Origin of the sequence: Salibacterium aidingense DSM 18341 (genome assembly GCF_000429685.1) — a bacterium.
GTDB classification, from domain to species: Bacteria; Bacillota; Bacilli; order Bacillales; family Marinococcaceae; genus Salibacterium; species Salibacterium aidingense.
On sequence record NZ_AUCI01000013.1, the window covers coordinates 113,744 to 126,371 of the forward strand.

Annotated in this window: 14 protein-coding genes and 1 pseudogene; 5 read left to right on the forward strand and 10 right to left on the reverse strand. The window is 40.3% G+C overall.

The window, feature by feature from the left end:
• The first annotated feature begins 117 nt into the window (after positions 1-117).
• On the forward strand, positions 118-333 hold the full coding sequence (locus tag G475_RS0113875; RefSeq protein WP_026701805.1) for a hypothetical protein: 216 nt from the start codon (positions 118-120) through the stop codon (positions 331-333).
• A gap of 907 nt (positions 334-1,240) precedes the next feature.
• On the opposite strand, the gene G475_RS0113880 is transcribed toward G475_RS0113875, so the two are convergent.
• Genes G475_RS0113880 through G475_RS0113890 form a run of 3 tightly spaced genes read right to left on the reverse strand, consistent with a single transcriptional unit; the run spans position 1,241 to position 4,209 of the window.
• Positions 1,241-1,603 (reverse strand): YxeA family protein, encoded by a 363-nt coding sequence (locus tag G475_RS0113880; RefSeq protein WP_026701806.1) that lies wholly within the window; start codon positions 1,601-1,603, stop codon positions 1,241-1,243.
• A 19-nt stretch (positions 1,604-1,622) separates the two neighbouring features.
• Positions 1,623-3,455, reverse strand: a complete 1,833-nt coding sequence (locus tag G475_RS0113885; protein WP_026701807.1) for an FtsX-like permease family protein — start codon at positions 3,453-3,455, stop codon at positions 1,623-1,625.
• Positions 3,442-4,209 (reverse strand): ABC transporter ATP-binding protein, encoded by a 768-nt coding sequence (locus G475_RS0113890; protein ID WP_026701808.1) that lies wholly within the window; start codon positions 4,207-4,209, stop codon positions 3,442-3,444. Before G475_RS0113890 ends, G475_RS0113885 begins: the two co-directional genes overlap by 14 nt.
• A gap of 137 nt (positions 4,210-4,346) precedes the next feature.
• Here G475_RS0113890 and G475_RS0113895 point away from each other — a divergent pair, with 137 nt between their 5' ends.
• On the forward strand, positions 4,347-5,048 hold the full coding sequence (locus G475_RS0113895; protein WP_026701809.1) for a response regulator transcription factor: 702 nt from the start codon (positions 4,347-4,349) through the stop codon (positions 5,046-5,048).
• Complete coding sequence (locus tag G475_RS0113900; protein WP_233275781.1) at positions 5,038-6,441, forward strand: sensor histidine kinase; 1,404 nt, start codon at positions 5,038-5,040, stop codon at positions 6,439-6,441. The genes G475_RS0113895 and G475_RS0113900 overlap by 11 nt, the downstream gene beginning before the upstream one ends.
• 12 nt (positions 6,442-6,453) lie before the next feature.
• On the opposite strand, the gene G475_RS25140 is transcribed toward G475_RS0113900, so the two are convergent.
• Entirely contained in the window at positions 6,454-6,786 is a 333-nt protein-coding gene (locus G475_RS25140) for a sugar phosphate isomerase/epimerase family protein (protein ID WP_156911705.1), read from the reverse strand.
• Between the two features lie 16 nt (positions 6,787-6,802).
• Here G475_RS25140 and G475_RS25145 point away from each other — a divergent pair, with 16 nt between their 5' ends.
• On the forward strand, positions 6,803-7,261 hold the full coding sequence (locus tag G475_RS25145) for a DMT family transporter (RefSeq protein ID WP_324603218.1): 459 nt from the start codon (positions 6,803-6,805) through the stop codon (positions 7,259-7,261).
• Here G475_RS25145 and G475_RS0113915 read toward each other — a convergent pair.
• From G475_RS0113915 to G475_RS25150, 6 genes are all read right to left on the reverse strand, one after another.
• Complete coding sequence (locus G475_RS0113915) at positions 7,258-7,956, reverse strand: ABC transporter permease (protein WP_026701812.1); 699 nt, start codon at positions 7,954-7,956, stop codon at positions 7,258-7,260. The genes G475_RS25145 and G475_RS0113915 overlap by 4 nt on opposite strands.
• On the reverse strand, positions 7,956-8,804 hold the full coding sequence (locus tag G475_RS0113920) for an ABC transporter ATP-binding protein (protein ID WP_026701813.1): 849 nt from the start codon (positions 8,802-8,804) through the stop codon (positions 7,956-7,958). The genes G475_RS0113915 and G475_RS0113920 overlap by 1 nt, the downstream gene beginning before the upstream one ends.
• Before the next feature lie 197 nt (positions 8,805-9,001).
• Entirely contained in the window at positions 9,002-9,979 is a 978-nt protein-coding gene (locus G475_RS0113925; protein WP_233275782.1) for a response regulator transcription factor, read from the reverse strand.
• A 30-nt stretch (positions 9,980-10,009) separates the two neighbouring features.
• Positions 10,010-10,165, reverse strand: a complete 156-nt coding sequence (locus tag G475_RS27260) for a hypothetical protein (protein WP_233275783.1) — start codon at positions 10,163-10,165, stop codon at positions 10,010-10,012.
• A gap of 53 nt (positions 10,166-10,218) precedes the next feature.
• Positions 10,219-10,764 (reverse strand): DUF1697 domain-containing protein, encoded by a 546-nt coding sequence (locus G475_RS0113935; protein ID WP_026701815.1) that lies wholly within the window; start codon positions 10,762-10,764, stop codon positions 10,219-10,221.
• 201 nt (positions 10,765-10,965) lie between these two features.
• Entirely contained in the window at positions 10,966-11,907 is a 942-nt protein-coding gene (locus G475_RS25150; protein ID WP_233275784.1) for a zinc-binding dehydrogenase, read from the reverse strand.
• A 127-nt stretch (positions 11,908-12,034) separates the two neighbouring features.
• Between G475_RS25150 and G475_RS0113945 the strand changes: the two are divergent.
• Positions 12,035-12,628 (forward strand): annotated as a pseudogene (locus G475_RS0113945) (hypothetical protein); the annotation flags it as partial.

Below are 12,628 nucleotides of genomic sequence, written 5' to 3' on the forward strand. Positions count from 1 at the left end.
TTCTATATTTGAGAAGAAAAAACGTTCTACTTACATTCCAGAAGCAATGGAAAAATTTAAAGTTACATATCCAACTGTCAGAAAATACTACGTAAATACTGGCAGAGAGGTTTGACGATGAATGCACTTCTTCCGGATTATCGAAATTCAGGAGCTAAAGGGAAAGAAAGACTAGCTGGTGTGAAAAAGCGTGGGCGTCCGAGAGAATTTGGGGAATCAGGGCCTAATGTGGACAATCAAATAAAAAAAATCTTCCGTTTGGCTTTGGAGAAGTATTATCTAACTTCAAATGAAAATAGGCTGACAGTTGCTTATAAAAGAATTCTTTGTTGAAAATATTTATTATGATGATGGCATTCAAAAGGTGATTATTAAAGGTAAAAATGAATTACCTTCTTTAAGACAGTTTAGATATTGGTATAAAAAAGATTACGATGTTGTGGAATCTACGATAGCACGTAAAGGAAGAAAAATCCGAAAAAGATCACCGCGATATTTTAAATCACTCGTTATCTGAAGTTCAAGGACCAGGATCTCGATTTCAAATTGATGCGACCGTTGGAGATGTTTTTCTTCTATCTAAATACAACTCAAATTGGATAATTGGACGACCGAAAGAATATCCGTAGCTTCTGCGATAATAACAGAGGCTGCAGCCTCATATGCAGGTGATGCAATATTAAGTAGGTTTGGCTATAGTTTTGGTCCATATGGTACAGCTGAATTACTAACAGCATCTTTGGCAGGAGCCTCTATAGCAGATATCGACGTTATATATGCTGGAAAGCACGGTCATAGAGTTAAAGTAACTATGACAGATTATAAAGATTACCATACCTCTTATTCAGTTCAATTTGATTATGAGAGATAGTATATATAAAGAACCTAAAGAAATAACGATGGCTTTTATTATGCCTTTAGCTGTTGCATTTCATTTTACAATCAAGCGTCTTCTACAAAAGAAAAATCGACCAATTCTTTCATTTGCCGAAGAAAGTTATCCTTAGGAATTACAGTTTCATAAAATCCCAATATGGACTTATTGGAAGAGAAGTTTGAGAATGTAACATTAGACATCACCGCTTCATAAGTTGAAGTGATGAAGAGGATTATAAGGATTTTTTTTCTTAATTTCAATATTTTTGTAGGGGTTTTTCAGCAGTCTCCCCCAATAATCCTCAAGACAAAAAGACTCTCCGAGCGAAGAGTCTAAAATATTTCCTTTTTCTAACCATTATTTCTACGATTCTAATTCTTCCTTGGCCGCTTCTGGAACGTCCTCCCAGGACACTTCATTGAAAGAAGTTACATCATTTCCATTTCTCACATAAAGCATGAGATAGGCATCCAGACTCAACTCGCTGGTAGAGGAATATTCTACCGTTTCTTCGTTGCCGTTTTCATTGTAAGCCGTCGTTTCATACCAATATGTCCGTGCAATTTCTCCCGAGTCTTGGGTGTGTTCATCTATTTCTACAGGCTCACTTGTTTGGACATATAATTGATCGGTTCCAATCCGGTTAAAATTGATGTTCGCTAATGCTATAATCGCGCCAATAAATAAAACGAACCCACTTAAAAAAATAATTATTACCTTTTTCATCTTTTTTCCTCCTCAGATATTATAGAACGGTTTGTTTGAACTTTTGGACAGAGAACCAATAGTAAAGGGTATAGATGACGATATAGCACAGCATCCACATTGTAACCGGGCGTACTAAATTGATTTGCAGTAAACCTGAAAAAGCGATTAGTGCAATAACGCTGTGTATTAAACCTACGGTCAACGGTACGAGAAAAACGATGCCGACTTGATGGCGAATTGTTTTATTCCTATCTTTTTTTGGTACGCCGATGTGATGAAGGATCGTGTATTTGTCTTTATCTTCTTCGGCTTCAGTCAGCACTTTAAAAAATATAATACTGCCTGTGGCCATTAAAAAGACGAGCCCTAAAAACGTGCTGACAAATAACGTGATGCCGGTTGATTCGATGGTATCCTGATAATCCTGGGGCGCACTCGAGAAATTTTCTGTTTCGGATGATAATGACTGGGAGAGCGGCAATTGATTTCTATCATCGCTCACTTGAACGGCTTGAAATTTTCTTTCTTCTGCCTCGAGTTCCCTATAGTCCTGGTCTGTGAACACCAATGTGTTCGCCCCTGTGGTGTCGACGTTAAGAATGGACTCCGTTATCGTGTCCGACAGCTCATATGAATGGTCATGATACGTTATGGAATCTGCTTCTGTCTCCAGACGTTCGTTAAAAAAAGGATTTATTAATAGGGCTCTCCCTTCGCTGGGAGATGGTATGTTTTCCCAATCCAGTTCTTCTGCCAGTTGTGTGAATGTCGTATGATTGATGACATTGTATTCAAATTCGGCAACATCCTGATCATCGATTATGGTTTTACTTTGAATCGATTCTTGAAAGGTAACGTCTGCGTCGTCCATTTCTTCTGTTTCTCCTTCCCACATGAAGGAAAAAGGTGTATTTTCTTCAACATATTGATCAATGTTATAATATAAACTAAAGACGACTCCGCCTGCAGTAATGGTGGTTGCGCTTAGTATAGAGATGATGGTTAATGTCTTTGCATTTGCTTTTATTCGATACAATAATTGAGATACAGTCCATAAATGAAGAGCTTTCCAAACCAACGTGTGTCGTTTTCGCAAGACACGAAGGATCGCAACGAACACGCTGCTAAATGTCAGGTATGTTCCTAAAATGGTAAGCCCAATAATGACAAGAGGCGTTCCGAGACCAATGAAACCCCAGACCTCTGATGTTATATCCTGAAGAGCCAGCCAGTATGCGCCTGTTAATGTGAGGATTCCAAGCACAGTAAAATAATAGTTGGTTTTAGGCAGCTCTTCTCCTTTTCTACTCGCAGAGAAAAGTTCAACCAATTTGAATCGATAAACGATGCGGTAGCCCTGCAGCGATGTTGCGAGAAAGATAAGGAGGAAGACGAGTGTTGTGTTCACGATGGCTTCTGGAGAAAAAATGAAGCCAATATCCAATTCGAGTCCCATAAACTGTAATAGAAGTGAAAGAAATAGCTGCGAGAGCAGAATGCCAAGTCCCATCCCGATGACTAACGAAAACAAACCAATCATGATGTTTTCGAAAAAGAGCAGCCAGCCTATAGAACGTTTACGACTACCTAATAACGAATACAGACCAACCTCTTTTTTTCTTTTCTTCATAAAGAAGCTGTTCGAATACACAATAAAAATACTGACAAATACGATTAAAACAAAAGAGGATGCGTTCAACACGCTGCTTATTTGCTGCGATGTGTCGGACACCGCATTAATTTCTTCATTATATTGAAGGGTCACAAAAGTAAAATAGATTAGGATAGAAAAAATAGTAGAACCGACATACAAGCCATAGCTTTTCAGGTTACGTTTGATGTTTTTTCGTGCAAGACTAAATAGTGTCATGATGACTCCCACTTTTTTCCGCCAATTCATTTAGGATGTTTTGATAGAAATCTCTTCGTGATTGATTGCTGCGGTAAATCTCTTTGGACAACTGGCCGTCTTCGAGAAACAAGATTCTTCGGCAGAAGCTTGCTGCGAACGGATCATGTGTCACCATCAAAATGGTGTTCTCGTTGGTTTGATTTAAGGTCTGCATTCTTTCCAATAAATCTGTTGCTGATTTTGAATCAAGGGCCCCGGTTGGCTCATCAGCAAATAGTAATTTCGGGTCCGAAATAAGGGCGCGGCACGCTGCCGTACGCTGTTTTTGTCCCCCTGAAATCTCATAAGGGTATTTGTCCATTATGGTATGAATTTCGAAGGTTTCTGTGATCTCCTGCACCTTTTTTTTCATTTGATGGACACTATTTCTCGCGATCGCAAGAGGCAGTAAAATGTTCTCTTTCACGGTCAACGAATCGAGCAAGTTATAGTCTTGAAAGATGAAACCCAAATTCTTGCGGCGGAAATCTGCTAATGGTTGATCTTTCATGGCTGCAATATTTGTATCTTCCATGTGAATATCCCCTGCTGTAGGAGTGTCAATGGTTGCTAACACATTCAGCAGCGTTGATTTTCCTGATCCGGACGGCCCCATGATTCCGACAAATCCTCCATGCTCAATTGTAAAAGATATATCTTTGAGTGCTCGAAATGTATTCGTGCCTTTCCCGTACGTTTTAGATAGTTGGCTCACTGTAACTAATGATTGCATCATTCGAACTCCTTTCGTGTACTTCCACTTTACCGCTCCGTCCTTACTTCAACTTCAAACGAACCTTACAAAATCCTTACATCCCAAGACTTTGTGATAATATACAGAAAAGAAAGCCTTGAAAAGATGGTGATGATATGACAGAGAATCGCATTTTGATTGTTGATGACGAGAAGGATATATGTCAGTTGCTGACGACAACTTTGCAAAAAGAAGGGTTCACAGCTGTTCAAACAGCGGGAAGTATTCAAGAGGGGTGGGAGCAATTTCAAGCTTTTTCTCCTCATTTGGCCATTTTAGATATTATGCTGCCTGATGGAGAGGGGTACGATTTATGCAAGAAAATACGCGAAACTTCTCGTATTCCTATATTATTTCTCTCTGCCCGGACAGAAGAAGTCGATAAAATTCTCGGATTAGCGATTGGTGGAGATGATTATGTCAGCAAGCCATTCAGCCCGAAAGAAGTAGCTTATCGTGTAAAAGCGCAGCTGAGACGTGCGGGAATGCACTCCATGGAAGATAACCAGTCTGAAGGGGCAACTACGGTGGGGCTATTTTCTATGAATGCGGAGGAAACCGAAGTCACAAAGGAAGGAAAAAGGCTGGAGTTGACAGCCAAGGAGGTAGGATTAATGGGATGCTTCATGAGAAACCCGGACCGTATCTTAAGCAAAGAAACCCTTTTTCAAGTTGTTTGGGGAGAAGACTTTTTCGGAGCAGATAACACTCTCATGGTGCATATTCGAAGACTGCGGGAAAAGATTGAAGAAACACCGGCTGATCCTCAGCATCTAAAAACAGTGAAAGGGCTGGGGTATCGGTTTAATGGAAAGTAAGAGCGGGATGAAATGGAAGCTGACGGGCAGTTACCTTTTTTCCATCGTTAGTATCGTATTCATTGTAATTCTTGTGAACACGTTCATTATTGTGGGAATGCTTTGGTATCAGCATTTAAATACAACAGGGGCAGAAGGAGAGAGCAATTCTTCCGAAACTTTTACTAGAAACTTTGATCAATATATGCAGATGGAAAACGAAGAGGTAACGGTTTCTGAAGAAGGCACGAACGCTTTAGAAGAATATGGAGCCTGGCTGCAAATCCTTGATAATAACGGGCAGGTTGTTTCTTCTTACTCCACTCCGGGTACCGTTTCGGACCATTACAGCCCAATGGAGCTTGTTCATAAGTATAAATACATGGATGATGAATTGAATACGTATTTTCTTGGGGAATACGGAAATTTCAGCTATATAGTAGGCATCCCTGATTCAGACGATGAACGATTTGTGTTTACAGTAGATGTTGAATCTATGATTTCCAATGTGTCACAAGTTTTTCTCGTTATTATCTTTGTTGATTTAGTCATCGCTGCCATGATCGGATTGTTGTTCAGCTCTATACTTATAAAGCCGGTAAACACGATGATTGAACGTATTTCTCACCTTAAACATATGAATTTTGGGTCTTACCCTGCTAAGAAACCAGGTATTTTTAAATCCGTATTTGCAAATTTAAATGAGGTCTCGAGCACGTTATCTAAGCATGATAAAGAACGCATGAAGCTCGAGAACATGCGCAAGGAATGGATCAGCAATGTTTCTCATGATTTAAAAACACCCCTTGCCTCCATGCAAGGATATGCTGAATTGTTGCAGGACAAAGAAGTAGACGCGCAAGAACGAATCGAATACGCAGAAGTGATTGAGAGGCAATCCGTTTATATCAAAGATCTCATAGATGACCTCAATCTAACGATGCGATTGCAAAACGATGAAATGCCGATGCAATTGCAAGAAACGCGCATCGAACCGTTTGTAAAAGAAATTGTCATCGATGTACTTAATGACCCGCAATATAAAGATCGCGACATTTCTTTTACTAGTGATCATCCAGAAAAGACACTATACATTGATCCCCATCTAATGAAAAGAGCGATTCTAAATTTTATATACAACGCGCTTATGCATAATGAGGAAGATGTCGCTGTCGCAGTAACACTCTCCGATCATACGATTTCCATTGATGATAACGGAAAAGGAATCTCCGGAGACATTGATCGAGTGTTTGAACGCCACTATCGCGGCACCAATACAAACAACAGTAAAGGCACAGGGCTGGGTATGGCGATTGCCCGTAATATTGTAACCGCTCATGGTTGGGACGTAGAAATCACGAGTCACATGGGACAGGGAACAAACATCAAGATACGGTTTGCCGCCAATTTTTGATGTTTCAGCCCCCTATTTGAAGAGTTCGTCGTAGGCGGCTGCTGTTTGCTGGATGAGGGTTTCCGGTTCCTGTTGTGGAAGTTCCTGTGTAAGGACCTCTTGAGAAACGGGACCATCGTACCCTGTGGTTTGCAGTGCCTGCAAGAATCCTTTAATGTCGATGACTCCTTCTCCCGGCCAGATCCGGTCGTTGTCGAGCAGGTCTTCTTTTGCCAGGTTTTCAGCATCGTTGACATGGACGTGGATAATCTCTTCTGGTGCCAGAGCGGCGATATCTTGAAAACGGTCTTCTGCCGTGTAGACGTGATACGTGTACTTTATTATAAAAAATATATACTGATTCATAAATAATGAATCCATTTTGATCAGTCTTTTTTTCAAAGCTACAGTCAGCCTCATAGGAGCGGCAGCGGGACTCGCTGCCGGTCTTTCCTATACCTTATTTATTTTCGGCTTTAAAAATGCGTCGTCGATCGGCAATCCGCAAACTACGTTACCTATCGCCTTCTTTTCTTTTTGCCTTTTCCTCTTTCTTTTTACGGACAAGGGAGAGGCGGCAGAGGTGATAATGTCAGGTGATATAGGTTGGTTTCTTCTCGTCGGAGTCTTAGGAGCTGGGATGTCATTTATTTTTTATGTGATTGATATCGGGTTTACGCCCCCTTCTACTGCGTCGATGGTTGCCATGGTAGAGCCTGTGACAGCTTCTTTGTTTGGTGTCCTGCTCATGGGAGACAATTTAACCTTCATTCAAATTTTCGGCATGGTTTTCATCCTGTGTACGGTTAGTGTCCTTAGTAGTGTAAAACAGTCCGATTAGTCATCTGTCATCGTGTTTCGAAAGCAGACATACGTAAAGATGGCAGCAGCAATTATCCAAATGGCTATAACCACCATCGGCATCCAGGAGCTGCTATCGTGAATTTTAATAGCCTGCATAATTGGAAATGTATCTGTAATGGTTATGGCCATGCTGTCTTCCGCAAATCCAAATGTACCCACCATCGATGTGAAGCCAAATAATAACATAACCGGCATTAGGTAGGCAGACGTTGCAGAAACTGTTTTTGAAAACAACCCTATACCAATCCCCAGCAGGAGAAAGAACAAGAACAGCAGGATGAGACCAAGGATTACCCTGAATTCTAGAAATGGTTCGATACCGACGATCATGAGGGACGCGACAAGTGAAATCAAGGTAATAATCCCTGTAACCAGACTTTTTCCGACAATGATATCTACAAACGAAGCTGGTGATTGAATCAGGCCGCGCAGTGTATTCTTTTCATTTTCTTCTGCCATCATCGTCATGATCATGGCTGATGTAATCCCTGAAAAAGCCATTCCGACAATCAAGTAGAGCAAAGGCAGTGGTAGTTCCGCTTCTCCTTCACTGGTCAGTGCGTATAATAACGCTATCACAAGAGGAAGGGCGGGCAACACCAAAAGCATCATGTTTTTCATGAAATCTTTGATGTCTTTTTCAAAAATGGCATGGATACGTTGAATATTCATTATACAAGCTCCTTTCCTGTTACTTTTAGAAAGATCTGACCAAGTGTGGGGTTATCCGTGTGCATTGCTTTCACCTGCCTGTTTGCGATCAGTTGCCTTACCTGGTCGGCTGTTTCTGGTTCATTTTTAATGACCATTCGTTCTCCTGCCACGGTTTCTACATGAAATGTATGATCGGAGTATTTATAGCGCAGGGCGGCCGGGCTGTCCAGTTCCTGGAGTTCTCCTTTGTGAAGAAACGCGACACGGTCGCATAATTCTGTGGCTTCCTCCATATTATGAGTGGTTAAAAATATCGTGGTGCCGACTTCATTCAACTTCTGCAGTGCGCGGTGAATGTGGATCATCGTTCCAGGATCAAGTGCTGAAGTCGGTTCATCTAAAAATACAAGGTCAGGCTTATGAATGAGAGCCTTCGCAAGTAACACACGCTGTGCCATCCCTTTAGACAGATCTGAGGCTGTTTTGAATCGCTCCTCATACAAGTGAACATCGTGCAGGATATCATCGATGTGATGTAATGGCGCTTTGTACAATTTACAAAATAATTTTAAGTTGTCATAAACAGACAGCCGCTTATAGAGTGTACTGTTATCTGATAATATCCCAACCTTTGATTTGAAATCGGACGTTTTAAACTTTGATGAATCCATGCCGAGCACGTTTACATCCCCGGCTGTTTTGGAGAGCTCACCTGTTAAAATTTTCACCATCGTCGTTTTCCCTGACCCACTCGGACCAAGCAAACCAAAAATCTCCCCTTGCTTCACATTGAAATCAACATGTTTAATGGCTATGTTTTTGCCAAACACTTTCTGCAATTCTTTTACCTCCATAGCGCTTTTCAACTGAAAAACCTCCTTTGGTCAACTGCTTTCATCATAGCTTGCAGATGCAGCCCGCACAGTCTTTTTCCAGCGGAATGTACCAAATCGAGGATGAATTGTACCGAGAAAATAGCAAGCGCCGCAAGACACTTGCTTCAAATTGAGCTTGGGGTTGTTGGGTGGCAGGGGCCTGCTCAAAGAGTTTCCGTGAACTGTACTTATTTGAGGTTGAATTTCTCCTGGATGTCCTGAATTTTCGTTCGGGAAAGAGGGATCGTGGATTGAATTTTATTATCGATCCGGAGGGAATATGTATTTTTCGACCATGTAATAATCTCTCTTACCTTCTGCAGGTTTACAATATAAGAACGGTGACAACGATAAAACCCATACACCTCCAGTTTCTTCTCCACTTCGGCAAGTGTGGAATCCATGGCATACGATTCCTCATTGATTACAATTATTGCCTTGCCATCCTGGCTCTCAATGTAGTCGATCTCCGGTGGATCAAACAAAATCATCTTGTCATCGACCTTAGCCGGTATCTTAAATAAATTGGCCGTCATGGGTTCGTTGTTCTTCTCCGTTTCAATAGTTGTCCCCCCTTCTTCAATCTCCACCTGCTTTATTCCGTTTTTCTGAAGCTTAAAAGAAATGTCTCCCAATAAAAGCGCGTGTTCCATGTTAGAAACCAAAACGAGCACAGGGATTTGATCCTCCTTCATTTTCTGAAGCATCGAAATAAAGGTTTGCTTTGTTTTATCGTCCACCCCGTGAATAGGCTCTCGAAACACCACGCATTGATCGCCGCTCATATAATACTTGGCAAAATGCACGCGCCGGAATTCTGAATCCGAGCACGTATGCAAAGGTTTTTTTGCACAGCTTTGCAGTTCAAAGCGTACAAGAATCTCAGGAAGCGGTGCCTTGCTTTTGAACCATTTATTAAAAAAACGAAGATTGTCTTCCACCGTTAAACGAGTGTACAAACCATCCTGCTGATCATAAATGGGAATATCCTTATTTCTGCCAAGGGCCTCGACCAGCTCTGTTTGCATATCTGTATCACTGTACACCGTTGTGATATGGGAATCATTGATGGTGAGAGTAAACAAGGGAAGCGACTCCTCATTTATTTCTTGATCGATTGTAAAACTGGCCATGCCTTCATCCATTCCTTTTCCAAGATTTTTCATTCCTTTTTCTCTATTCATAGTACCATATCGTTACGTTAAGGAAAGAACTGTTTTATCAAATGTAAAAGGCATTCCTGTGTCTACAATGTAAATTCCTTCATCAGCTTTCACGATCCATGCGCTCATTTTCAATAAAAACCAAGCTTCGATTTTATATACGTGAGGCGACACGTTAATTACCTTCATTTCCTTCCACTCCTTGATTGAGATACGTATGGTTTCGACTTCATAAAGACGAATTAACTGATTCGAGCTTGCATTAGTTCATATATCTTACGAGTTGTGTTTACATTTCTTACCGTCATTTGTTTATATATCTTAGTTCCTACGATCTTTGCCATCCCGCTTTTGGTTACATTTTTCTTGGCGACGGACCATAGGATCGCACCTGGAACATATTTCACCGTATCAATATTTGGTTTAATGACTAACTTCTCCAGAACAGACTCCTCGTCTATTTCTTCCCATAGAAACATGACATCGCTTTTCATGTCTTTGTCATTCTTCCAAGTATCAGGAATAGCGTTACAAATTCGTGTAATATCCTCAATACTGCGAACTACTACTTTAATTTGTAATCCGAAATCATTATATATCGCTTCTTCCAAAATTCGTGATAATTCAGCTTTTGATTGATGGTTGATTGAAAAAATAATATTGCCTGTATTAATGTACGTCACTACATCGTGCATCTCGGCTTTTTCAAACGTTTGTTTAAGTAATGCCATGTCTATTTTATTTTTTCCACCCACATTGATTCCTCGAAGAAGAGCGATATAAATCATAACCATTATCCTTTCATTATGAAATTGTATATTATACATTATAGCTGATCCTTACTTAATCCTCTTTATACATAAAGAAAAAACCTCGTAGAGAACCACTCCACAAGGATTACCCATGGTCAATACCTTACCAAGACAATTAAAATTATAATTCGCGCTCAAGGTGTCGAATCTTTCTTAAGTCTAGTATAAGGGGTGTTATCATCCATTGATCAAAAGTACAGCCTTTCCTGAAAACTGCCGGTCTATCAATTTTTGAGCAATCGTTTCAATTTTCTCCCATGGGGCTTCTACTGCTATATGAGGTTCCAACTGACCATTAGCAACCAAGTCTCCTAAAACCTCCAAATTTTCGTTTGGGGGAAAACGATAGATCTCTTCTCCCAGAAAAAACCCATACAAGTTTACTCCACCTACATATGCAAGCTTAGAAAGATCAAAAGTAGCGATTGGTGATGTAGTATAACCTACAGAGACAATTACACCTCCGGCTATCAGTTGAGTTAGCAAAGTTGGCAATGTATCACCACCTAAAGAATCGATAATGAGATGATATGGACCATATTTTTCCACTGATTCCGTAATTGATTCACCAACGATTACCTCATTAGCTCCCGTCTCTATTACCGTGTTAGCTTTTTCTTCAGTTCGTGCTATACCAACATTGAAAGCTCCACTGAGGGATGCAAGTTGATGAGCAAAAACTCCAACCCCTCCAGTCGAACCGGTTATAAGTATTCGTTTACCTAGAAGCATTCCAGCCTTTCTTAGTGTATAAAGCGCAGTCAAGCCTGCTACTGGCAATGTTGCAGCTTGAGCATACGACACTCTATCAGGAATTTCGGCTATGAATTTTGCGGAGACTGCCACTTTCTCCGCCCATGCCCCTGATGGGAAAAAGTCCAACAACTCGACTTCCTTTTGGCGGACCTTCTCCATTTTTTGCTTGATCGATAACAACACCGGAAAAATCCCATCCCGGTCTATGTTGTTCTTTCTGATTCTTCGCATTCCTTCTCCTCGATTAAGAGAAAATGCTTTAACTTTAACAAGTACTTCCCATGGTTTTGGTTGAGGTGCCACCACCTCCTGTATTGTTAAGTGTCCTAAAGCCATTTTATCTGTTACAACTGCACGAATCATATATATTCCCCCTTTGCTTTATTTAAGCTATGATAATAACTAAAGTGATGTTTCCTAATGTACTATTTGATATTATTTTAACCAAGTGTATAACTACACTTAATATAAAGGTCAGAAAGAGGGTTCCATGCAAGAAAAATGTAATGATCAACCTTACAAATTAAAGCAATTATTAGTTGAAATCGAAAAGATTCGGATAAAACGTCAACAAGAATATTCTAATCCACAAACTCATCCATTAAAACGGTTTACTCAACAAGAACTTAACGATGTAGCTTGTACAACATATAAAAATTTACTGGTCGGACGTTCCTTAAGAATGCCTAATTGGCAAACCCTAATAAATATTGCTGACTATCTTGAATGTACTCATGTTGAGCGTAATGATCTTCTGATAACTGCAGGTTATCTACCTGTTCAAAATCACTTAGAAGAACAGATACATAATCTTGCAGTAGATCAAGCTCGTAAAATCCTGAATACCATTCCTTTCCCCGGGATAGTTGTAAATTACAACTTGGAAGTTAAAGCAATGAATAGACCATTTCACGATTTATTCGATATCCCTCTAGATATCAATAACAAATTAAATATGGTAGATTTGCACTTCAATCAAGAGCTTCCTATACGATCTCGATCTACTTTTGATACAACCTCCAAACTTCAATGGGAGTTACATGCCATAACTGGTATACAAGCATTTAAAATAAATAATATGCTA